Below are 20,826 nucleotides of genomic sequence, written 5' to 3' on the forward strand. Positions count from 1 at the left end.
AAGGATGAGAATTTAACGGGAAGTGCTGTCTGGCCTCACAATGGCGAGGCCACCTTCCTTGATGGATATTTTCTGATGCAGATGCACCATCATGGCGGCGGCAAACAGCGGCGTTAAAAGATTGAGGACCGGAATTGCCAGAAACGCCGCGATCAGCAACCCGGACATGAAAATGCGCGCGCCATGCCGGTCGCGAAGTGCGGCGGCTTCGTCAATGGTGCGAAAGCGCAGCGAAGCAAACTGAAAATACTCCCGCCCAAGAAGATAGCCGTTGACGATGAAAAACGCGACGATATTGACAAGGGGCAGCCAGAGCAGGGCAAAGGCGATCAGATTGCCCAGAACAACGATGCCGAAGAATTTAATCGAAAGGACCGTGCTTTGCCAGAAAGGCAGAGCACGCCCGGGTGCGTGTTGGGGATAGTCCTTGACCTCGACCGTTTCTGCCACATCATCGAGAAACAGCCCGGCGATGATGGCGCTGACTGGCGCGATCAGAAATGCCAGTAAAAACGCCAGGGCAATGCTGGCGGCAAAGCCGGCAAACGTGCCTGCATTGTCGACCCAAGACGGCATGTCCGGCGCAAAACCGGCAAAAAATGGAATAACCAGAATTTCAAACAGCCAGCGCACAGCAAACCAGAGCGCCACGAGGCATATCGCGGTCAGGCCCAGAACCTTCCACAGTGCAGAGCGAAATGGCGGCGAGAAAATATCGCGAAGCGCCAGACTGGCAGATGAGAAAATCATGATCCAAGCCCCGGATAACTGCGGTCAACCGGATTTAAGACAGGCCGGGTTCTTCTGCAACCACTCGCGTTTACGGCATGGCCGGATCAAGGCGTTTCCGCCGATCTTTCGATCACCTGCAGCGTTCCAACTCGATGCTTTGCCGCCGCATTGTGCTGCGGTTGAAACGATTCCGTTTCAACAGGAAATGCTCTAAGGAACAGCCTGACATGAATCTGCGCTGAGGCCCCTATGCCGAAATTCGACGTTCTGACCATTGGCAATGCTATTGTCGATATTATTGCCCGAACCGATGATGCCACCTTGAAGGCGCTGAATGTGCAGAAAGGCGCAATGACGCTTGTTGACGCAGAGCGGGCCCTGCAGCTTTACGCCAATATGGGGCCAGCTATTGAAACGTCTGGCGGCAGCGCGGCCAACACGGTTGCCGGTCTGGTGGCGCTTGGCGGCAAAGGCGCATTCATCGGCAAGGTTTCGGGCGATACGCTGGGTGAAATCTTCATCCATGACATTCGCTCGCTTGGAGTGTTTTTTGCCACGTCGCAGCTTATCGGTGATCCGCCGACCGCACGATGCATGATATTCGTGACGCCTGATGGTGAGCGTTCGATGTCCACCTACCTGGGAGCCTGCGTGGAACTGCGCCCGGAAGATATTGAGCCGGAGCTGGTTGCCGGCGCGCAGGTTTCATATTTCGAGGGATATTTGTGGGATCCGCCACTGGCCAAGGAGGCCATCGTCAAATCTGCCGACATTGCCCACGCCCATGGGCGCGAAATGGCGATGACGCTTTCAGATGCCTTTTGCGTCAACCGCTATCGCAACGAGTTTCTGGGTCTGATGCAGTCTGGAACGGTGGACATTGTTTTTGCCAATGAAGCAGAGGCACTGGCACTTTATGAGACCGAGGATTTCTCGCAGGCACTGCTGCGGCTTCAGCAGGATGTTGCCAAACTGGCCGTGGTAACGCGTGGTGCGCAGGGCTGCGTGGTGGTGGAAAAAGCTGGCCAGACCGCTTATGCGGCTGAGCCTGTGGCACGGGTGGTGGATACAACAGGCGCTGGCGACCTGTTTGCCGCCGGCTTTTTGCGCGGCTACACCAGCGGACGCGACCATGCCACCAGCGCAGCGCTGGGTGCTTCTGCTGCGGCCCACATCATCCAGCAGATAGGCCCGCGCCCGGCTACGTTGCTGACAGAACTGCCAGCCGTGAAGGCGCTGCTTTAGCTGGCACGTTCCGGGCTGGCGCGATAGGAAATGGCTTCTGCCAGATGGATGCGGCCCACCAGGTCGTCTCCAGCCAGATCGGCAAGAGTGCGAGCAACCTTCAGAATGCGATGATAAGCTCTGGCGGAAAAGCGCAGTTTTTCCGCTGCTTCCTGCAAGAGGCGGCTTCCGGCCTGATCAGGGGCCGCCACCTTTTCAATCAATGATGCCGCGCAATGAGCGTTCAAATATCCCGCAGGCATACCCAGCGCATTGTAGCGCTGGGCCTGTAGCTGACGGGCCTGCAGCACGCGAGCGGCAACTGTGGATGAAGGTTCTGCAGCTTCATGGCGGATAAGGTCGCTGGCCGATACTGCGGGGACATCCATTCGAATATCTATACGGTCCAGCAATGGTCCGGAGATTCTTGCCTGATAATCCGTCTGGCAGCGTGGGCCACGCGCACAGCTGTGCCCCGGCTCTCCCGCCATGCCGCAGCGACAAGGGTTCATGGCGGCTATCAACTGAAATTTTGCCGGATAGCTGACGCGATGATTGACCCTGGCAATCACCGCTTCACCATTTTCCAGTGGCTGGCGCAGGGAATCCAGCACTGCGGGCGAAAACTCGGGGAATTCGTCGAGAAACAGAACGCCGTGATGGGCCAGTGACACCTCGCCCGGGCGGGCGCGCTGGCCGCCGCCGATCATGGCTGCCATGGATGCAGAGTGATGCGGCGCGCGAAACGGCCTGCGGTCAGAAAGACAACCATCTGCCAGTTCCCCGGCAATGGAGGAAACCATGGAAACTTCCAGCAGTTCTTTCGGCTCAAGCGGCGGCATGATGGAGGGGAGGCGCTGCGCCAGCATGGATTTCCCCGAACCCGGTGGCCCGCAGAACAGAAGATTGTGCCCGCCGGACGCGGCAATTTCCAATGCTCGCTTGGCGCTGCTTTGCCCCTTGATATCGGCAAGGTCAGGCAAAGTCTCAATCTGCTTGCGCATGGCAGGTTCCGGCCGTGCCAGAATTTGCGTACCTCGAAAATGATTGGCCAGTTGAATCAGGTTTTTCGCCGCAACAATTGGCATATCGATGCTGGCCCAGGCTGCTTCCGCGCCGCAGGCATGCGGGCAGACAAGGCCTTCGGAATTGGCATTGGCAGCCATCGCAGCAGACAGAACCCCGCTGACCGGCATGACGCTGCCGTCCAGCGACAATTCACCCAGCACGACATTGCCCACCAATGCCTCTTTGGGAATTGCCCCGAGCGCTGCCATCAAACCAAGTGCGATGGGCAGATCATAGTGGCTGCCTTCTTTGGGCAAATCCGCTGGCGCCAGATTGATGGTGACCCGTTTGGGCGGCATCGCCAGCCCGGATGCATGCAGAGCAGCCTGCACCCGCTCACGACTTTCGGTAACCGCTTTGTCGGCAAGCCCGACAATCTGCACCCCGACCCTGCCGGGCGCGATCATGACTTCAACATCAACTGCAATGGCCTCAACACCCTGAAAGGCCACTGTCCGAACCCGAGTGATCATACAAACTCATTTCTGCAAAATTCATTTGAATGACTAAAGGAATTGTTCGCGCGGTCAAGCACTCTGCCTAATTCAACCTTTAGAGTGCTGGATTTGCTGGCATTCAATACACTGGCCGGAGTTCAAAAACCTGGAACTACACAACTATAAATTGTGATCATGGCGTCTGTTTGCCGTCTGATGAATTTTATTTTGTATATTTTTGATCAGAAAAATTCAGAATTCTGCATTGAAAACAATGATTTATGCCAATAAATAAACTCCTGAAAATTATACTTGGAAAAACAGGTATTGTATTTTTGAAAGTCCGAAACGTGAAATATCTACCGGATATATTCTCATTCAAAGCATCTGTGTTGAAATTGAAACCTATACTGAATTTATATTTCTTGAGAACATCAGTATCTATGGAATTTTGCAAAAAATCACTTGGGTCTTATTGAGTATAAACCCTTGCGGATTGTTCGCCAGTCAATCACATTGACGATGAAAATGGCACACGGGCTGATTCGGGTCGGTGTTGCAGAGGGTGGCAGAGCGGTCAAAAAACTACTTACAGTAGTTATGACGGTGTTCTTGGCGGATGAAGCACATGGCTGGCGAGCGGAATGATAGTGAAATTGACAGTGAAATGACCAGCCTGGCTGGTCAGGCCAGCAGACACTGTGAAATGGTCAAACGCACTCTTGGCGAGTGGAACGGGTCAATGGCCGAGCTGGGGGAGTTTTTTGATACGGCGGGCAGTTTCTATTTGAAACTGGCCGAAGAAGCTTCGCGCATAACGCTTGCCCGCCGCAAGATCAATTAGGTCAAAGTCATTCGATATATCAGAGCCCATGACATCCTGGGCGCTCAGTCAGGCAGAGCGTTTGGCTTCAACTGCATCCCAGAAAAGCGCGGCAATATCAGCCCCGCCAAACCGCTTGACCTCCCGGATGCCGGTCGGTGATGTGACGTTGATTTCAGTCAGATAATTGCCGATCACATCAATGCCGACAAAAATCTGTCCGCGTTCTTTCAGGGCGGGGCCAATGCGAGCGCAGATTTCCAGATCACGATCTGTCAACTCGCTTGGGTCTGCTCTGCCGCCGACATGCATGTTGGAGCGAGCATCCGTTTCAGAAGGAACACGGTTGATCGCGCCAACGGGTTCACCATCAATCAGAATGATGCGCTTGTCGCCCTTGCGAACCTCCGGCAGATATTTCTGAACGATAAAGGGCTCGCGAAACAACAGAGCAAATGTTTCCATGAAGGATGAGAGATTGCGGTCATCCCGTGTCAGGTGAAACACGCCTGCACCGCCATTGCCGTAAAGCGGCTTCATGACAATCTCGCCGAATTCGGCGCGAAACGCCGCCACTTCCTGTGGATCCTTGGTAATCAGGGTTTCCGGCATCAGATCAATGAATTCGGTTACGAAGATTTTTTCCGGCATATTTCGAACCCAGGCCGGATCATTGGCCACCAGCGTATTGGGGTGCAGACGCTCCAGAATATGGGTTGAGGTTATGTAATTCATGTCAAAAGGCGGATCCTGCCGCAGCAGTACAACATCCATCTCGGCCAGATTGGTGCGCACGGGTTCGCCAAGCTCGAAATGCCGGCCCACCTCGTCCGCCAGCTTCATGGTTTCCAAGCGAGCAGTGACCAGCCCGTCGCGCATCGACAAACGGTCCGGTGTATAGTGGAAAAGCGTGTGGCCGCGTTGCTGCGCCTCCATACACAGGGCAAAGGTTGAATCGCCCTTAATGGTGATGGATGAAACATGGTCCATCTGGACCGCAACTTTCAACGTCATGACGCTTACCTTGCTCTGGATCGTTTGACACTTTTGCGGGATTTGCTGCACAAGCGCAATTCAAACCGGCTGCCACGCACCGGAAATATGAACAGGCCACCGCCGCGGACAAACTGCAACAATATCAAAACGCAGCGATACCTGTGCTGCATCGCGGCAGCCCATCAGCCAAAGGTCGGCAGAATTGGAAATGCGACGCCATGCAGCGGGCGTCACGGCATCCACTGCCTGTTGCAGGGTAGGGCGGGCTTTCACCTCGACAATCGCAATCAGCTTGCCACGCCGCGCAATCAAATCGACCTCGCCAAGCCTGGTGCGATAGCGCCGATGCAATATTCTATAGCCTTTAAGACGCAGGACCAGAGCGGCCAGCTTTTCTGCCCGGTGCCCGTTCTGCTGCGCCAGCCGCCGAAGCTGCTGTTGACGGATGGTCAAGCTGTGCCGCCTTTCAGGGCCATGGCGCGTTGATAAAGCTCGCGGCGGGAAAGACCGGTCAGTTTCACCGCTTCCTGTGCTGCCTTTGCGGGCTTCATCTCCCGCATCAGGCCAAGCAGAATGGTATCGGCATCTTCAGATGTGGCGGCTTCTTCCGCCTGCGGCGGGGCGACGCATACCACAATTTCGCCGCGCACCCGCTCCATTGCCGCAAATTCTGCTTTCAACTCCGGCAGAGTGCCTCGGTATATCGTTTCGTAAAGCTTGGTCAGTTCCCGACAGACAGCCGCGGGACGCGGGCCAAACACCAGCGCCATATCGTCAAGGCTTTCGGCAATGCGGTGTGGCGCTTCGAAAAACATCAGCGTGCCGGGAACACGCGCCAGCTCTTCAAAACGAGCGCGGCGCGCCTGCTGCTTCTGCGGTGGAAAGCCGGCAAAGAAAAACGAATCTGACGGCAAGCCGCTGGCAAGAAGCGCAGCGATGGGGGCGGATGCGCCGGGTATCGGATAGACTGGAATGCCGCGGGCAATGGCCTCCCGGCTGAGGGAAAAGCCGGGATCTGAAACCAGCGGCGTGCCGGCATCGGACACAATGGCAACAGATTGCCCTGCTTCCAGTTCTGTCAACAAGGCCGCGCCGGAATCTTCGGCATTGTGTTCATGATAAGCGAGCATTGGCCGGCTGATGCCATAGCGGGAAAGCAGCCGGACGGTCACCCGGGTGTCTTCACAAGCCAGCCGATCTGCACCGGCAATAATTTCCAGCGCGCGCAAGCTGATGTCGGAGAGATTGCCGATCGGCGTAGCAACCAGATACAGACCGGGTTCGGGCTTGGGCGCAGCAAACACGCTGTCGCGAATTGTGTAGGTACGGTCCGACATGGTTCTGCTTCTTTGTTCAGAGCATTGTCCTGCCGTTGAAACTCTACCGTTTCAACGGAAAGTGCTTTGGCCGCAACTTATACCGCAAAAGGACCGTCAAGCCAGATGGGCAAGCACGGTATCCAGCACAAGCATGCCCGCGGGTGTGGCGCGCAGCCGCCGATTGCCGACGCGCTCGATCATGCCAAGGCCAGCCAGCATACTCTCCGTCTCGGGTTCGAAATCTCGTCCGGAAAGCTCGGACCAGCGTTGGACATCAATGCCTTCCTTTAAACGGAGGCCCATAAGCAGCATTTCCTCTGCCTGATCATGGTCGCTCAACGGCTCGTCCACCACACAGCCACTGCCGGCATTTTCCACCATGGCCAGCCAGCTTTCCGGATGGCGTTCATTGGCCGTGGCATGGCGTCGACCACCGGCACCGGGCAACCGCCCGTGCGCCCCTGGCCCAACCCCGGCATACAGCCCGTAGCGCCAATAGGTCAGGTTGTGACGCGATTCCGCCCCTGGCACCGAATGGTTGGAAATTTCATAGGCCGGAAGCCCACGCTCTGCCGTAATATTTCCTGTTAACTCATACAGTTCGGCCGAGGTTTCGCCGTCCGGCACAATCAGTTTTCCCGCGCGGTGCAGGGAATAAAACGGCGTGCCTTCCTCTATGGTCAACTGATAAAGCGACAAATGGTCGGCTGCCAGATCGATGGCGCGGTTCAATTCAAGTGCCCAGTCGTCCGGCCTCTGGTCCGGGCGCGCGTAAATCAGGTCAAAGGACAATCGCGGAAAAATATCTCGCGCCAGTTCAATGGCCTGCAGAGCTTGCGCCACATCATGCATACGGCCCAGCCGCTTCAGATCGGGGTTGTTCAGTGCCTGCACACCCAGCGAAACCCGGTTGACGCCCGCCGCCCGGTACCCGCGAAACCTCTCTGCCTCGACACTGGTAGGATTGGCCTCCAGCGTGATTTCCGCGCCGTCCTCGATAGTCCAAAATTGGGAAATGGCAGAAAGAATGGCTTCGACCGTGGCCGGCTCCATCAAGGATGGTGTGCCGCCGCCCAGAAAAACCGATGTTACCCGACTGCTGGAAGAGCGTTGCGCCATATGCGCAAGCTCTGCCTTGAACGCGGCCGCGTATCGCTGCTGGTCAATCGCCACATGCCGAACATGGCTGTTGAAATCGCAATAGGGGCATTTTGCAGCGCAAAAAGGCCAGTGCACATAAATACCGAAGCCGGGATCATCCGGCCCCGGCGTAAAAATGCGCCCGCCTGCTGGCGCGGGTGGGCGCACCGCCATCAATCTGTACCCAAAATCTCGCGGGCGAAAAGCTGAAAAGCCCGGGCGCGGTGCGACAATGCATCCTTCTGCCCCGGATGCCAGCCATGCTTTTCAGTCGAAGGCATTTCGCCGAAGGTTCGCTCATGCCCGTCAGGCAGAAAAAACGGATCATAGCCAAAGCCCACATCGCCGCGCGGAGGCCAGACAATCTCACCCTCCACCTCGCCGCGAAATTCCCGCGTTTCACCGTCCGGCCATGCCAGGCACAATACCGCAACAAAGCGCCCGCGCCTTTGCTCTGGCGTGGTGGCATCCAATTCCCGCAAGCGGTCTTCCACCTTCTGCATGGCCATGGCAAAATCGCCGCCAGGTCCGCCCCAGCGTGCAGAATAGATGCCGGGCTGGCCATCCAGCGCATCAACCGCAATTCCGCTGTCGTCAGACAAAGCAACAAGGCCCGTTGCCCTTGCTGCTGCCAGCGCCTTCAGCCGGGCATTTTCCTCAAAGGTCAGGCCGGTTTCTTCCGGTTCCGGCAGCGCTTTGTCCGCAGCCGAGACAATGTTGAAACCGAATGGCTCCAGCAATTCGATGATCTCGCGGATCTTGCCTTTGTTGTGGCTGGCCACAACAAGCGGGCCATCCTGCGGGGAAAGGGTTCTTGTGCTCATGGGCTCAGCCGGCCAAAGCCGCCTTCTGTTTTTCTACCAACTCGCCAATGCCTGCCTTGGCCAGCGTCATCAGGCTCTGCAAGTCAGCTTCGCTGAAAGGTTCACCCTCGGCAGTGCCCTGAATTTCAACGATTCCGCCGCGCCCTGTCATCACAAAATTGGCGTCGGTATCAGCTGACGAATCTTCCGGATAGTCCAGGTCCAGAACCGGCACACCATTGTAAATGCCGCAGGAAATGGCGGCGACATGGTCTTTCAGCACATCATTGCGCTTGACCATTCCGCGCTCTTCCATCCAGCTCAGGCAGTCCGACAAGGCAACAAAAGCGCCGGTAATGGCGGCGGTGCGTGTGCCGCCATCGGCCTGAATCACATCACAATCCACGGTGATCTGGCGTTCGCCCAGCGCGGTCAGGTTTACAATAGCGCGCAGAGAGCGGCCGATCAGGCGCTGAATTTCCTGCGTGCGGCCCGACTGCTTGCCGGCAGCGGCCTCGCGGCGCATCCGGTCGCCTGTGGCGCGCGGCAGCATGCCATATTCTGCGGTGACCCAGCCTTTGCCAGTGTTTTTCAGCCAGCCGGGCACGCGCTCTTCCAGGCTGGCGGTGCAGAGAACGTGGGTTTCACCAAACCGCACAAGGCAGGAGCCTTCAGCATGGCGTGAAAAACCGCGTTCAAGGGAAACGGCGCGCATTTGGTTGGCAGCGCGTTTGGAAGGCCGCATGAGAATATCCTGACTAGATGCAAATTGCTCACCCGCCGAATGGCAGGGATGAGCTGGTTCACGGTTGCCATAGCAAGTGAGACGGGTTTTTTCAAAATTATTTGCCAAATGCCGTGCTTTCGTTTGGCATGCGTCTACACCACGCTTATATTGTGAAGCGTTGGAACCATGAAATACAAACCGTCAGACACAAGACCAGATTCGCTGCTAACGGACTTGCCCGTGCCGCTGGACCAGCGCGCGCGCGATATTTTCCGTCTTATTGTCGATAATTATCTCGACATAGGCGAGCCGGTGGGCTCGCGTCATCTTTCCCGCCTTCTGGCGCAAAGCCTGTCACCGGCCTCTGTGCGCAATGTCATGAGCGATCTGGAAACGCTGGGCCTGATTTATGCCCCGCATGTCAGTGCCGGTCGGGTGCCAACGGAGCTTGGCCTGCGATTTTTTGTCGATGCGTTTCTGGAAGTTGGCGATATGCCGGAAACCGAGCGCGGCGAAATTGAGGATCGGGTGCGCGCAATTGGCGAAACCCGCTCGGTGGAAACCCTTCTGACAGAGGCCAGCCAGCTTTTATCCGGCCTTTCGCGAGGGGCGGGGCTGGTGCTGACAGCCAAGCACGATCTTCGGTTGAAGCATGTTGACTTTGTACGGCTGGACCCGCAGCGGGCGCTGGCTGTTCTGGTGGGTGAAAATGGCGACGTTGAAAACCGGGTCATTGCCCTGCCGCCGGGCGTTACATCCTCGCAGCTGGTAGAGGCGGCCAATTTCCTCAACGCCAATATTGTCGGCCGGACACTGGGCGAAGCGCGCATGCGGGTGGACACCCTGCGCACGGAAACGGCCAGCGAGCTGGACCGGCTTTCCCAGGAACTGGTAGAGGCGGGGCTGGCTGTCTGGTCCGGTGCCAGCGCTGACCAGCCATCGCGCCTGATTGTGCGAGGGCGCGCCAATCTGATTGAAAATATCTCCGCTTCTGGTGACCTGGAAAGATTGCGACATTTGTTCAACGATCTGGAAGCCAAAAGCTCGATCATTGAATTGCTGGATCTGGCGGAAACCGGCGATGGCGTGCGCATTTTCATCGGCTCTGAGAACAAGCTGTTTTCCCTTTCCGGGTCTTCACTGGTGATTGCACCTTACAAGGATGGGGAAGAGCGGGTTATTGGCGCCGTCGGTGTCATCGGCCCGACAAGGCTGAATTATCGGCGTATTGTGCCTATGGTGGATTATACGGCACGGCTTGTTTCCCGGCTGTTGAGTCCGGGTGGCGGCGCACGCCGCCCTTGATTTTGTTTGCCGGGCATTCGATATGCGGCAACGGATAAATTGATAAGGCCCCGCCAGCCGGGGAGTGACGCAAAGGAGAGGCTGACGAGATGACAAACAGCGAAGCCGGCCAACGCCCCGATGAGAGCGCCGAACAAAACCCCGACAACACGACGGGTGGCGGAGAGCATGCCTCATCGACGTGGAATGAGACTGCTGCGGCAGCCGATGCACAGCGCATCGCCGAGCTTGAAGTCGAGAATGCCGATGTCAAAGACCGATTGTTACGGCTTGCCGCGGATATGGAAAATCTGCGTCGTCGCACAGAGCGCGAGGTGAAGGATGCAAGGCAGTTTGCCGTAGCGTCATTTGCGCGCGACATGCTGGCCGTGGCAGACAATCTTGCCCGCGCACTGCAGGCCATTCCGGCGGATGCGCAGGACGAGGCCAATCCGGGTTTGAAATCCCTTGTCGAAGGGGTGGATATGACCAGCCGAAGCATGCTTTCCACACTGGAGCGGCACGGAGTGCGCAAACTGGAGCCAAAGGGCACCCGGTTTGACCCGAATTTTCATCAGGCCATGTTCGAAATGGAAAACACCGAAGTTCCCAATGGGACGGTGATGGAAGTTGTGCAGGATGGCTACGCCATTGGTGAGCGGGTTTTGCGCCCGGCAATGGTGGGTGTTGCACGCGGCGGCCCCAAGGCTCCGTTTGACCCATCGCAAGGCACCGCAGACGATAGCAGCAAGGACGCCTGAGTGCGTTGAATTGAATCGGGGGTCGCCGGCATGTCTCAGCTTCAGGGCAATGTTGCAATTATCACGGGTGCGGGATCTGGCATTGGCCGCAGAATTGCCCTGAGCTTTGCTGCTGAAGGCGCGCAGGTGGCCATCGCCGATATCAACCTTGCGGCGGCAGAAGACGCTGTGCGGGAGATTGAGGCCGCCGGCGGCGCGGCTTTGGCGCTGGCCATGGATGTGACCAGCGAGGATGCGGTGAATGCCGGGGTGGAAAAAATCGTTGAACGGTTTGGGCGACTGGACACAATGGTGGCCAATGCCGGCATCCAGATTGTGCATCCGGTAGAGGATTTCCCCTATGAAGAATTCCGCAAGGTGGTGGATATTCACCTGGGTGGCAGCTTTCTGCTGACCAAAGCATGTGTGAAGCACATGTATCCGCAGAAATCCGGCTCCTTGATTTACATGGGCTCCGTGCACAGCCATGAACCTTCGCCTTTGAAAAGTGCCTATGTGGCAGCCAAGCACGGCATTCTCGGTCTGTGCCGCGTGATGGCGCGTGAAGGCGGGCCGCATGGGGTTCGGTCCAACATCATATGCCCCGGTTTTGTGCGCACAGCATTGGTGGAAAAGCAGATCCCCGAACAAGCCCGCACTTTGAACATTTCAGAGTGGGAAGTGGTGGAAAATGTCATGCTGGGACGCACAGTGGACAAGGAATTCACCACGGTTGAGGATGTGGCCGACATTGCGGTGTTCCTGGCCGGCTTCCGCTCCAATGCATTGACTGGCCAGTCAATGATACCCAGCCATGGCTGGTATATGGGCTGATGTGAACCCTTCGAGCAGTTCGTGCTTCTTCGATCTCCTGAACTGCTCTAAATCTTTGTTTTGTCGAATTACCCTTCTGTTCAAGCATCATCATTTCCACAGGACGTGCATTAAGCTGCCGCTGGATGACAGGCTGCGGATAGTCTGCTAGACAACCAGGCAAGAGACAGGGGCGTCCGCTGATGCGGGCTGAGAAGCACCCTTTGAACCTGAACCAGATCATGCTGGCGGAGGGAGTCGCTTGGGATCTGGCAAGCATCGCTCTTATCCCATGCATTCCCCGCTGGAAGCGGGGCTTGAATGGCACAAACTACGGCAATGCGGGGTCAATATCCGCTCAGCCTTGTTTCCAGACTATGGCCGCTGGTTCGCGCGCTTGCCGTCTTGCTGGTGCTCTGGCAATTGGCAATATGGCTGTTTCAGCCGCCGCATTATATTTTGCCATCGCCTAGCCAGGTGCTGTCGGCATTGGTTCGCCAGCCGGGTTTTTTTCTTTCTCATAGTCTGATCACCGTAAGTGAAATTGTGCTGGGCTTCGTGTTGGGCGCGGGGCTTGGCGCGCTGGCTGCCATTGCAATGGCAGCCATCCCTCGGCTTGGACAGTATGTCTGGCCAGTTCTGCTGCTGTTTCAGGCACTGCCGGTTTTTGTCATCGCGCCGTTGCTGGTGGTGTGGTTTGGCTTTGGCATGGCGTCCAAGGTCATCATGGCGATGCTGATCATTTTCTTCCCCGTTACCTCATCGTTTGCCGATGGCTTGCGGCGCACCGACCCGGAATTGCTGGATGCCACTGCGCTGACGCAGGCCACGCACTGGCAGACCCTGTTCCATGTGCGGTTGCCTCTGGCCATGCCGAGCCTCTTGTCAGGCTTGCGCGTTGCCGCACCACTGGCACCGTTGGGCGCGGTGGTGGGCGAGTGGGTGGGCTCTGCCGCCGGGTTGGGTTTTGTCATGGTTCAGGCCAATGCCCGAATGCAAACCGATGTGGTGTTTGCCGCCATGACTATTCTGGCGATTCTGAGCGTCGCGCTTTTCCATCTGATCAACGGTTTGGGGCCGCGAATGGTGCCCTGGGCCACCAATCAATGACGGCTTTTTCCAGATATCACCGAGGGGACTTTAGATGTTGAAACTGATTTTGCGTGCTGCGGTGCTTTCTGCCGCACTGACCGCAGGAAGCGCTGCGCAAGCGGCGGACAAGCTGACTGTTCTGCTGGAATGGTTCGTCAATCCCGACCATGCCCCGCTGGTGGTGGCGGAACAACTGGGCATGTTTGCGGAAGCGGGCCTTGAGGTCACGCTGATCCCGCCGGCTGACCCGTCCGTTGTACCCCGTCTGGTAGCCGCAGGGCAGGCGGAAATTGGCATTCACTACCAGCCCAACCTCTATCTGGACTTTGAGGCAGGCGTGCCGGTCACACGGTTTGCAACTTTGGTTGAAACCCCGTTGAACAGTGTGATTGTCAAGGCAGATGGGCCAATCAAGGGTCTTGAGGATTTGAAAGGCCGCTCAGTCGGTTACTCCGTTTCCGGCATGGAAAGTGCAATTCTGGGACAGATGCTGGCAACCGCCGGTCTGAAGCTGGAAGATGTCGATCTGGTCAATGTCAACTTCGCATTATCACCCGCGCTGTTGAGCGACCGGGTGGATGCGACCATTGGCGGCTTTCGCAACTTCGAAATGACCCAGTTGCGGCTGGAAGGGCAGGAGGTCACCGCCTTTTATCCGGAAGAACACGGCGTTCCCGCTTATGACGAGCTGATCTTCATCACCCGACCCGAGCTGGTGGAGGATATCCGGCTGTCTCGGTTTATGGATGTGGTGGAGCAGGCAACCTTGTATCTGACAAATCACCCGGAGGAGAGCTGGAAACTGTTCATTGCCGCCCATCCCGATCTGGACAACGCGCTGAACAGACAAGCCTGGATTGACACTCTGCCGCGTTTTGCCAAGCGGCCACGGGCGCTGGACACGCATCGCTATCAACGATTTGGATCCTTTCTGGCGGCAAGCGGGTTGATTAGCAAGGCGCCGCCTGTTTCAACTATTGCGGTGGAGATTCAGTAACCAGATCGGGGTGAGGTCTTTGCAGCAGAAAACGCGCATTGTCATATTGGGTGGCGGGGCTGGTGGATTGGAACTGGCCGCACTGCTGGCCGGCCGCAAGGATCTGCATGTCACTCTGGTGGATATGGTGAGTTCGCACCTCTGGAAGCCCCGTCTGCATGAATTCGCGGCGGGCACCGTATCGTCATCGCTGTCCGAAATTTCCTTTTACATTCTGGGTCAGTTGCGAGGCTTCCACTTTGAACAGGGTGAGGTCATCGGTATTGATACGCAAGACCGTCTTGTGCGGCTGGATGCAATTCGCGGACCATCGAAAAACAATGAGCAGGGCGAGGTTCTGGCGGGTGAGCGCACCTTGCCCTATGACTATTGCGTGGTAGCGCTTGGTGGCGTGACCCCGGATTTCAATACGCCGGGTGTTGCTGAAAATGCCATCCGGCTGGATGGCCAGCCGGATGCAGAATATTTCCGCCAGCATTTCATTGCCGAGATGATCCGAGCCCGGGCGACTGGCGTTCCGGCGGATGTGGTGATCATTGGTTCGGGCGCCACCGGCACGGAACTGGCGGCGCATCTGCGCCATTCCGAGCGGGCGTTTGCGCATGATGACAAACCTGAGCAAAAGCTGCTGAACATCACCGTGCTGGAAGCTGCACCGGAGATCATGCCGGGAGCAGAGGAAAGCCTGCGGCGGGAGCTGGTGCAGAGGCTGGCCCTGCTGGACATCAAAGTGGTTACGGATGCCCGTATATCTGAAATGCAGTCGGACGAGATTAAAACTGCCACTGGCGAAAAATGGCCGTTCGACATCGCGGTATGGGCGGCAGGGCTGGTGGGCAATCCGGTGCTGAAAACGCTGGGTGATTTTGAGTGTGATGGCAGCGGCCGCATTAAGGTGGATGCCTTTCTGCGCTCGACCATTTCCGACAGAGTTTTTGTTATTGGCGATTCCGCAAGCTTTGTTCCGGCGGGTGCTGAAAAGCCTTTGCCACCGACTGCCCAGGCGGCCAGCCAGCAGGCGCACTATCTGGCAGATAGTCTGATCAGACACTTGAATGGCAAGCTGGTGGAACCCTTCCGTTACAAGCATAAGGGGCGGCTGGTTTCATTGGCGCAGGCCGGGGTGGTTGGCACGATCGGGCGGGCACGCAAGCGCGATCTGTTGATTCAGGGGCAATTTGCCATCGCGGCTTACGACGCGCTGCAACGGCAGCACCAATGGCGGGTGCTTGGCCCGGTGCGTGGCTCTGTGGCTATTGCCGCAGATCTGATGTCGCCCACGCATGGACCGCCGCTGAAATTGCATGGTGGCTAGTGCGGTGCTACGACTGGCACGAAATGAGCCAGCGTCGATCTTCCGCGAAATCACCAGATGCACGTCTGAAATCTCCCATTGCAGCTTTTGACCTGCAATCGGTGGAATATGCCTATGCTGAAAGGCGGCTGATTGGCCCGATTGATATGCAGGTTTTTGCGGGTCGGGTCACGGGTTTGATCGGGCACAATGGGTCAGGCAAGTCCACCCTGCTGAAGCTGCTGGCCCGGCAATTGCTTCCAACAAGCGGCGACATTCGCTTTGCCGATGCACCGTTGACGGCGTGTGGTCCACGGGCATTTGCCCGCAAGGTTGCCTATCTTCCGCAAATCACGCCACCGGCACATGGCATGCTTGTGCAGGAACTTGTGGCGCTGGGTCGATACCCCTGGCACGGAGCGCTTGGGCGGTTTGGCACAACTGACCATGCCAAGGTTGCTGAAGCGCTGGAACTGACCGGTACAGCGCAATTATCAGGGCGCCTTGTGGATACATTGTCCGGGGGTGAGCGCCAGCGGGTGTGGCTCGCCATGCTTGTGGCGCAGGATGCATCGTGCCTGTTGCTGGATGAGCCGATATCGGCACTGGATGTTGCCCACCAGATCGAGGTCATGACGTTGATCCGCCATTTGTGTGATCAGCGGGGGCTGGCAGTGGTGGTGGTTTTGCACGATATCAATATGGCGTCGCGCTTTTGCGATGAGATTATCGCCCTGCACACAGGTGGCATCATCGCATCGGGGCCGCCATCTGCCATTATGACGCCGGAGCAATTGCAAAGCATATATGGGATCAGCATGGCGGTTCTGCCGGGAAATGGTCAGCGGCCGCTGGCATTCCCGCTGTGACGGGCAGCCATTCGCTCTTGTGGACAGTTTGTGGATAAACTGTTGAAACTGAATCCAGTCATGACTGTGAACTGCAATTTTGATGAGGTAACCCATGCATCACCCTGCTATTGCCCCGCTGCACAATGCTGTCATCATGGGTGGCGCATCCGGCATCGGTCTTGCCGCTGCAAGGAAGTTGCTTCGCCTTGGATTGAACGTTGCAATTGTCGACCGTGACATCGGTTCGCTGGAGCAGGCGCTCAAGGAACTGGAAGGGGTGGCAGACGACGGCCAGAAGCTGATTGCCGCTGCGTGTGATGTGACCGACAGGGTAGGGCTGGAAAAGACGGCTCGCCACATTGCCACACAACTTGGCCATGTGCATGTGCTCATGAACAATGCCGGGATCCAGCCGGGTTCGTCGATCTTTGGTGAAGAGGTTGAGTGGGATGCAGTTCTATCCATCAATCTTGGCGGCATTATCAACGGCACGCGCATTTTTGGCCCTGCCATGCTGGCGCACGGCCAGCCGGGGCTCATCATCAACACCGGTTCAAAACAGGGTATAACGACGCCTCCCGGTGACCCGGCCTACAATGTTTCCAAAGCAGGAGTGAAGGCATTCACCGAAGCGCTGGAATATGAACTGCGCGAAAGGGAGGGTGGTCAGGTGCGAGCGGCACTGCTGATTCCCGGTTTTGTGTTCACCGGGCTGACAGCTCGTGGCCGAACCGAATTGCCCGCTGGAGCCTGGACCGCAGATCAGACTGTGGACTATATGTTGACAAGGCTGACTGCCGGAGATTTTTACATTCTCTGCCCCGATGGCGAGGTGACCCGGGAAATGGATGAAAAGCGCATCCTGTGGGCGGCGCAGGATGTGATTGAGAATCGCCCACCACTGTCGCGCTGGCATAAGGACTGGGCTGAAAAATTCCACGCCTTCATGCGTGGCAGCAAGCATCAATAAAGATGCAGGACGGGAGTGAGAATTCCAGTTGTCTGAAAATATTCAATAGCTTCAAACGCCGGGATAGCCGCAAGGAACATCAGGCCGTCTTTCAATGTCAGATAAAGGCGGTCCGGGCGAATGGCCACGGTTTCCGGTGTCTGAAACAAGCCGATGGACGGGAAGAACCTGGGAACTCTGCGGCAGTACTCTTCATAAGCCGCATTGAATTGGCCGCGCAGAAACGTTTCCTCCCGCAGAATGACGAAATGGAAGGCCAGCATGCAGCCAATGCCAAACACCAGCGCCAGCAGAATGCTGCCCGTTTGCGCGCCCACTCCGGCAGCGGCAATGGAAGAAAAGAAGTAGAGCGGATTACGGGTCATGGCATATGGCCCGGTTTCGACAATTTCCGCGGCCTTGCGCCCGCCAATATACGCCGTGCACCACAAGCGCCCGATAATGCCCGCGCCGATGAGGATCAGGCCAGCAACTTCAACGCCTTCATGCATTTCACTGCTGCCGGCGGAAGCAACGAACAGCAGGGTCAGAAAGGCAAGGGAAATGATCAGCGCCAGAACGAGACGCCGCATTTTCTGAAAACCACTGAGTGACATGCAATTCGAGCTCCGCCGCATTCCGATAAATTATGCAAGAATGCTTTATAACGGCAATTTCATGGCAGGTTTTATCGAGCAGACATTCGGCTCAGAATATCCTCTTTCCACACCACCCGGTGCAAGACCGACATCATGATGTGGCCGACGATCAGCACTAGCAACAGCCAGCCAAGCAGGCCATGGGCCGCATTTGCAGGTGCCATGAGAGCGGGGATCCGCTCACCTGTTGCTGCAAAAATTTCGATGCCGAACGGGGTGAAGCCTCGCCCGCTGCCATAGGCACGCACAATGGCCATGGTGGGAATCATTGCCATCAATGCATAGAGAACAAGGTGGCCGAGCACCGCCAGCCTGCCAAAGTGTATGCCGGCATAGGACGGGCGATGGCCTGAGGCATAGTTGTAAAGCCCCCAGATACCGCGCAGCCAGACCAGCACGAAAATTGAAAAACCAACGCTGAAATGTGTTGACCAGAAAAACCCTGCAACTGCAGTGTCTTTTGCCACCACGCGCAGGATTGCACTGGTGAATTGCCAAAGCAACAAAGCCGCCATAGCCCAGTGGAAAAATCGGCTGACCCGGCCATATTTTGCCGGGGAGTCCAGCCAACCCGCTGATCCAGAAGCCATGCGCACAGTCTCCGTGGTTGCCTGCGCGGTAAGTTAGAGCAATTCCAGAAGTTGAAAAGGCAAATTCGCGTTACGAAACATGTCTGTCACGCGTCAACTCGTCAGCAGACGAATGGCCATGGCAATGCAAACAGTGACAAGAAGAGGACGAATAAGGCTGGAGCCGAAGCGCATGGCAGAGGCGGCACCCAAACGCGCTCCCAGAAACTGCGCCACGCCCATGGCCAGACCAAGCTGCCAGTGAATGGAGCCTGAAGCGGCAAAAATCAGGAAGCCGCCGCAATTGGAAGCGAAATTCAACAGCTTTGTATGCGCCGTTGCTTTCAACACGCCATATCCGGCCAGAGCCACAAAGGCGATCATGAAAAACGAGCCGGTTCCCGGTCCAAACAGCCCGTCATAAGCGCCGATCAACGGTGCAACGAACAGAGTGAAGGTCAGTGGAGATATGCGTCTTTCACGGTCTGCATCGGAAAGTCGCGGCTGCAATGCGAAATAAATGGCAATGCCAATGAGCAGGAAGGGCAGAACCATTCCCAGAAGATGCGGCGGCAGAACCGTGGCCAGCAATGCGCCAAGGCAGGCACCTGCAAAAGACAGCGCAACGGCTGGCAGCAAACTGCGCACATCAATCAGGCCCTTGCGGGCATAGGATAATGTTGCTGACCCCGAGCCGAACAATGCCTGCAGTTTATTGGTTCCGAGCGCCGTCAGCGGATCAATTCCGCCGAGCAGCAGCGCCGGAATGACAATCAGTCCGCCACCCCCTGCGATGGCGTCAATAAAGCCGGCAACAAAGGCAACCAGAATAATCAGAACAATAATGAGTTCAGGGGACATGACGGAACCGATCCAAGAGAAGCCTTCTGCGTCTAAAACATTTCCAATGGAAACGGAATTGTTTCAACGGCAAGACAAATCGGCAAAACAATGAGTTGGCGCGTATTTTCCCATGTGAAGCCGCAATGGCGTTTGAAGCATGGCATTGCACACCGGTCGTTGATTTCTTACACAGGGCCCAATCCAGCCTGCGATCGGAAAATGATAGATGTCTGCCACCGGCCTGCCTTTTGATGATATTCGCGCACTGATTGGCCAGATGCCCGGCCCGGATATGCGCGCCCGCCATGATGCGCGCCATCGGCAGGAACAATTGACCAAACCTTCCGGGGCGCTGGGCCGGCTGGAGGAAATCGCCGAGTGGATGGCTGCATGGCAGGGGCGTGCACCGACGGTCAATCGCCCGGTTGTGGCAATTTTTGCGGCCAATCACGGGGTCGCCGCCAAGGGCGTTTCACCATACCCATCTGCCGTTACCCAGCAGATGGTGGAAAATTTTGCTGCCGGTGGCGCTGCCATCAACCAGATCTGCGCGACCTTCGATCTTGGGTTGAAGGTGTTTGACCTGGCATTGGATTTCCCCACTGCCGATATTTCCGAGGAAGCGGCCCTCTCCGAGCGGGACTGTGCGGCCACTATGGCCTTTGGCATGGAGTGTCTGGCTGGAGAGCCGGACCTGTTGTGCCTGGGGGAAATGGGCATCGGCAACACCACTGTGGCTGCTGCCTTGTTTGCTGCCCTGTTCGGCGGCGATGTGCGTGAATGGGTTGGCCCTGGCAGTGGGCAGCGCAGCGACAGGCTGGAGCACAAGATTGACGTGGTCCGTCAGGCACTTGCACTGCATGCTGGCAATCTGAACGATCCGCTGGAAGTTCTCCGCCGTCTGGGTGGACGGGAAATCGCAGCCATGGCCGGTGCCATCATGGCCGCCCGCTTGCAGCGGGTACCGGTGATCATCGATGGTTATGTGGCCACTGCCGCTGCCGCGGTTTTGTTCAAGCTGGCGCCGGAAACGCTGGACCATTGCCTGTTTGGCCATGTATCCGCCGAGCCGGGGCACCAGAAAGCATTGCAGATGATGGGCAAGGTGCCATTGCTGGCACTGGGAATGCGCCTTGGTGAAGGCACGGGCGCTGCACTTGCCGCCAGCATCGTCAAGGCTGCCGTCGCCTGCCACAATGACATGGCCACATTCTCGCAGGCCGGTGTTTCAGACCGGGATGCGCCAGGCGGCAAGCCGAACGGAGCTCACTCCGGCGCCTTGTAATTGATGAACAGAGTGAAGATGCCGTAGGCGGTGATAGCCAGCATAATTGCCGCCCAGAGCATCTGATCATTCCACCACTCGAAACCGGCCCACGCAACGCAGAAAGCAATGACAGCAACTCGCCGCCAGAGGGGCCGGAAAAACGGATGGTTGGAATCACGCACCATGAACTTCAGGTTCC

Annotated in this window: 24 protein-coding genes and 1 riboswitch; of the genes, 12 read left to right on the plus strand and 12 right to left on the minus strand. The window is 57.0% G+C overall.

Features of this window, described 5'->3' with window-relative positions:
* Positions 1-12: 12 nt before the first annotated feature.
* Positions 13-750 carry a sulfate transporter family protein gene (locus tag FPY71_RS00845; RefSeq protein ID WP_149296680.1) on the minus strand — a complete coding sequence of 246 codons (738 nt, stop codon included), beginning with the start codon at positions 748-750 and terminating at the stop codon, positions 13-15.
* On the opposite strand from FPY71_RS00845, the gene FPY71_RS00850 reads away from it, so the two are divergent.
* On the plus strand, positions 749-946 hold the full coding sequence (locus FPY71_RS00850; protein WP_149296682.1) for a hypothetical protein: 198 nt from the start codon (positions 749-751) through the stop codon (positions 944-946). The genes FPY71_RS00845 and FPY71_RS00850 overlap by 2 nt on opposite strands.
* A 35-nt stretch (positions 947-981) precedes the next feature.
* Positions 982-1,977, plus strand: a complete 996-nt coding sequence (locus FPY71_RS00855) for an adenosine kinase (protein ID WP_149296684.1) — start codon at positions 982-984, stop codon at positions 1,975-1,977.
* Here FPY71_RS00855 and FPY71_RS00860 read toward each other — a convergent pair.
* Complete coding sequence (locus FPY71_RS00860) at positions 1,974-3,497, minus strand: YifB family Mg chelatase-like AAA ATPase (RefSeq protein ID WP_149296686.1); 1,524 nt, start codon at positions 3,495-3,497, stop codon at positions 1,974-1,976. The two genes, FPY71_RS00855 and FPY71_RS00860, sit on opposite strands and share 4 nt — an antisense overlap.
* 592 nt (positions 3,498-4,089) lie before the next feature.
* Between FPY71_RS00860 and FPY71_RS00865 the strand changes: the two genes are divergently transcribed.
* Positions 4,090-4,305, plus strand: coding sequence for a hypothetical protein (locus tag FPY71_RS00865; protein WP_149296688.1), 216 nt, complete (start codon positions 4,090-4,092; stop codon positions 4,303-4,305).
* 48 nt (positions 4,306-4,353) lie between these two features.
* Here FPY71_RS00865 and gshB read toward each other — a convergent pair whose 3' ends face one another.
* From gshB to rph, 6 genes are all read right to left on the minus strand, one after another.
* Positions 4,354-5,298, minus strand: a complete 945-nt coding sequence (gshB, locus tag FPY71_RS00870) for a glutathione synthase (RefSeq protein ID WP_149296690.1) — start codon at positions 5,296-5,298, stop codon at positions 4,354-4,356.
* Between the two features lie 60 nt (positions 5,299-5,358).
* A complete protein-coding gene (locus FPY71_RS00875; protein ID WP_149298561.1) occupies positions 5,359-5,727 on the minus strand; it encodes a YraN family protein in 369 nt (122 codons plus the stop codon).
* 2 nt (positions 5,728-5,729) lie between these two features.
* Positions 5,730-6,617, minus strand: coding sequence for a 16S rRNA (cytidine(1402)-2'-O)-methyltransferase (gene rsmI / locus FPY71_RS00880; protein ID WP_149296692.1), 888 nt, complete (start codon positions 6,615-6,617; stop codon positions 5,730-5,732).
* Between the two features lie 96 nt (positions 6,618-6,713).
* Positions 6,714-7,913, minus strand: coding sequence for a radical SAM family heme chaperone HemW (hemW, locus tag FPY71_RS00885; RefSeq protein WP_149296694.1), 1,200 nt, complete (start codon positions 7,911-7,913; stop codon positions 6,714-6,716).
* Positions 7,913-8,563 (minus strand): RdgB/HAM1 family non-canonical purine NTP pyrophosphatase, encoded by a 651-nt coding sequence (gene rdgB, locus FPY71_RS00890; RefSeq protein WP_149296696.1) that lies wholly within the window; start codon positions 8,561-8,563, stop codon positions 7,913-7,915. Before rdgB ends, hemW begins: the two co-directional genes overlap by 1 nt.
* A 4-nt stretch (positions 8,564-8,567) precedes the next feature.
* A complete protein-coding gene (gene rph / locus FPY71_RS00895; protein WP_149296698.1) occupies positions 8,568-9,287 on the minus strand; it encodes a ribonuclease PH in 720 nt (239 codons plus the stop codon).
* Positions 9,288-9,455: 168 nt separating this feature from the next.
* Between rph and hrcA the strand changes: the two genes are divergently transcribed.
* From hrcA to FPY71_RS00935, 8 genes are all read left to right on the plus strand, one after another.
* Complete coding sequence (gene hrcA / locus FPY71_RS00900) at positions 9,456-10,574, plus strand: heat-inducible transcriptional repressor HrcA (protein WP_149296700.1); 1,119 nt, start codon at positions 9,456-9,458, stop codon at positions 10,572-10,574.
* Between the two features lie 89 nt (positions 10,575-10,663).
* Complete coding sequence (gene grpE / locus FPY71_RS00905; protein WP_149296702.1) at positions 10,664-11,314, plus strand: nucleotide exchange factor GrpE; 651 nt, start codon at positions 10,664-10,666, stop codon at positions 11,312-11,314.
* A 30-nt stretch (positions 11,315-11,344) separates the two neighbouring features.
* Entirely contained in the window at positions 11,345-12,127 is a 783-nt protein-coding gene (locus FPY71_RS00910; protein WP_149296704.1) for a 3-hydroxybutyrate dehydrogenase, read from the plus strand.
* 158 nt (positions 12,128-12,285) lie between these two features.
* A riboswitch (TPP riboswitch) is annotated at positions 12,286-12,380 on the plus strand.
* Positions 12,381-12,445: 65 nt separating this feature from the next.
* A complete protein-coding gene (locus FPY71_RS00915) occupies positions 12,446-13,216 on the plus strand; it encodes an ABC transporter permease (protein WP_149298563.1) in 771 nt (256 codons plus the stop codon).
* Positions 13,217-13,250: 34 nt separating this feature from the next.
* Positions 13,251-14,195, plus strand: coding sequence for an ABC transporter substrate-binding protein (locus FPY71_RS00920; RefSeq protein ID WP_149296706.1), 945 nt, complete (start codon positions 13,251-13,253; stop codon positions 14,193-14,195).
* Positions 14,196-14,205: 10 nt separating this feature from the next.
* A complete protein-coding gene (locus FPY71_RS00925) occupies positions 14,206-15,510 on the plus strand; it encodes an NAD(P)/FAD-dependent oxidoreductase (protein WP_149296708.1) in 1,305 nt (434 codons plus the stop codon).
* A gap of 23 nt (positions 15,511-15,533) precedes the next feature.
* Complete coding sequence (locus FPY71_RS00930) at positions 15,534-16,358, plus strand: ATP-binding cassette domain-containing protein (RefSeq protein ID WP_149296710.1); 825 nt, start codon at positions 15,534-15,536, stop codon at positions 16,356-16,358.
* A 94-nt stretch (positions 16,359-16,452) separates the two neighbouring features.
* Positions 16,453-17,310, plus strand: a complete 858-nt coding sequence (locus tag FPY71_RS00935) for an SDR family NAD(P)-dependent oxidoreductase (RefSeq protein WP_149296712.1) — start codon at positions 16,453-16,455, stop codon at positions 17,308-17,310.
* Here FPY71_RS00935 and FPY71_RS00940 read toward each other — a convergent pair.
* The 3 genes from FPY71_RS00940 to FPY71_RS00950 form a co-directional block, all read right to left on the minus strand.
* The gene (locus FPY71_RS00940) at positions 17,304-17,906 is read right to left on the minus strand and encodes a methyltransferase family protein (RefSeq protein ID WP_149296718.1); all 603 of its coding nucleotides are present in this window, start codon (positions 17,904-17,906) and stop codon (positions 17,304-17,306) included. The two genes, FPY71_RS00935 and FPY71_RS00940, sit on opposite strands and share 7 nt — an antisense overlap.
* Positions 17,907-17,977: 71 nt before the next feature.
* The gene (locus FPY71_RS00945; protein ID WP_149296720.1) at positions 17,978-18,538 is read right to left on the minus strand and encodes a cytochrome b; all 561 of its coding nucleotides are present in this window, start codon (positions 18,536-18,538) and stop codon (positions 17,978-17,980) included.
* A 93-nt stretch (positions 18,539-18,631) separates the two neighbouring features.
* A complete protein-coding gene (locus tag FPY71_RS00950) occupies positions 18,632-19,378 on the minus strand; it encodes a TSUP family transporter (RefSeq protein WP_149296722.1) in 747 nt (248 codons plus the stop codon).
* 208 nt (positions 19,379-19,586) lie between these two features.
* Between FPY71_RS00950 and cobT the strand changes: the two genes are divergently transcribed.
* Positions 19,587-20,645 carry a nicotinate-nucleotide--dimethylbenzimidazole phosphoribosyltransferase gene (gene cobT, locus FPY71_RS00955; protein WP_149296724.1) on the plus strand — a complete coding sequence of 353 codons (1,059 nt, stop codon included), beginning with the start codon at positions 19,587-19,589 and terminating at the stop codon, positions 20,643-20,645.
* Here cobT and FPY71_RS00960 read toward each other — a convergent pair.
* Positions 20,627-20,812: a DUF3329 domain-containing protein gene (locus tag FPY71_RS00960; RefSeq protein WP_149296726.1), complete on the minus strand. Its 186-nt coding sequence runs from the start codon at positions 20,810-20,812 to the stop codon at positions 20,627-20,629. The genes cobT and FPY71_RS00960 overlap by 19 nt on opposite strands.
* Positions 20,813-20,826: the final 14 nt, after the last annotated feature.

Source organism: Aureimonas fodinaquatilis (assembly GCF_008369445.1).
Lineage (GTDB): Bacteria > Pseudomonadota > Alphaproteobacteria > Rhizobiales > Rhizobiaceae > Aureimonas > Aureimonas fodinaquatilis.

Excerpts from the sequence above, each read along its gene's own strand:
- FPY71_RS00915 (WP_149298563.1), top strand. The coding sequence starts at position 12,446 with ATGCGGGGTCAATATCCGCTCAGCCTTGTTTCCAGACTATGGCCGCTG.
- hemW (WP_149296694.1), bottom strand. The coding sequence starts at position 7,913 with ATGGCGGTGCGCCCACCCGCGCCAGCAGGCGGGCGCATTTTTACGCCG.
- FPY71_RS00910 (WP_149296704.1), top strand. The coding sequence starts at position 11,345 with ATGTCTCAGCTTCAGGGCAATGTTGCAATTATCACGGGTGCGGGATCT.
- FPY71_RS00950 (WP_149296722.1), bottom strand. The coding sequence starts at position 19,378 with ATGTCCCCTGAACTCATTATTGTTCTGATTATTCTGGTTGCCTTTGTT.
- gshB (WP_149296690.1), bottom strand. The coding sequence starts at position 5,298 with ATGACGTTGAAAGTTGCGGTCCAGATGGACCATGTTTCATCCATCACC.
- FPY71_RS00850 (WP_149296682.1), top strand. The coding sequence starts at position 749 with ATGATCCAAGCCCCGGATAACTGCGGTCAACCGGATTTAAGACAGGCC.
- FPY71_RS00945 (WP_149296720.1), bottom strand. The coding sequence starts at position 18,538 with ATGGCTTCTGGATCAGCGGGTTGGCTGGACTCCCCGGCAAAATATGGC.
- FPY71_RS00960 (WP_149296726.1), bottom strand. The coding sequence starts at position 20,812 with ATGGTGCGTGATTCCAACCATCCGTTTTTCCGGCCCCTCTGGCGGCGA.
- FPY71_RS00935 (WP_149296712.1), top strand. The coding sequence starts at position 16,453 with ATGCATCACCCTGCTATTGCCCCGCTGCACAATGCTGTCATCATGGGT.
- hrcA (WP_149296700.1), top strand. The coding sequence starts at position 9,456 with ATGAAATACAAACCGTCAGACACAAGACCAGATTCGCTGCTAACGGAC.
- grpE (WP_149296702.1), top strand. The coding sequence starts at position 10,664 with ATGACAAACAGCGAAGCCGGCCAACGCCCCGATGAGAGCGCCGAACAA.
- FPY71_RS00860 (WP_149296686.1), bottom strand. The coding sequence starts at position 3,497 with ATGATCACTCGGGTTCGGACAGTGGCCTTTCAGGGTGTTGAGGCCATT.
- FPY71_RS00930 (WP_149296710.1), top strand. The coding sequence starts at position 15,534 with ATGAGCCAGCGTCGATCTTCCGCGAAATCACCAGATGCACGTCTGAAA.
- rph (WP_149296698.1), bottom strand. The coding sequence starts at position 9,287 with ATGCGGCCTTCCAAACGCGCTGCCAACCAAATGCGCGCCGTTTCCCTT.
- FPY71_RS00940 (WP_149296718.1), bottom strand. The coding sequence starts at position 17,906 with ATGTCACTCAGTGGTTTTCAGAAAATGCGGCGTCTCGTTCTGGCGCTG.
- FPY71_RS00845 (WP_149296680.1), bottom strand. The coding sequence starts at position 750 with ATGATTTTCTCATCTGCCAGTCTGGCGCTTCGCGATATTTTCTCGCCG.
- FPY71_RS00920 (WP_149296706.1), top strand. The coding sequence starts at position 13,251 with ATGTTGAAACTGATTTTGCGTGCTGCGGTGCTTTCTGCCGCACTGACC.
- FPY71_RS00865 (WP_149296688.1), top strand. The coding sequence starts at position 4,090 with ATGGCTGGCGAGCGGAATGATAGTGAAATTGACAGTGAAATGACCAGC.
- FPY71_RS00855 (WP_149296684.1), top strand. The coding sequence starts at position 982 with ATGCCGAAATTCGACGTTCTGACCATTGGCAATGCTATTGTCGATATT.
- cobT (WP_149296724.1), top strand. The coding sequence starts at position 19,587 with ATGTCTGCCACCGGCCTGCCTTTTGATGATATTCGCGCACTGATTGGC.
- rdgB (WP_149296696.1), bottom strand. The coding sequence starts at position 8,563 with ATGAGCACAAGAACCCTTTCCCCGCAGGATGGCCCGCTTGTTGTGGCC.
- rsmI (WP_149296692.1), bottom strand. The coding sequence starts at position 6,617 with ATGTCGGACCGTACCTACACAATTCGCGACAGCGTGTTTGCTGCGCCC.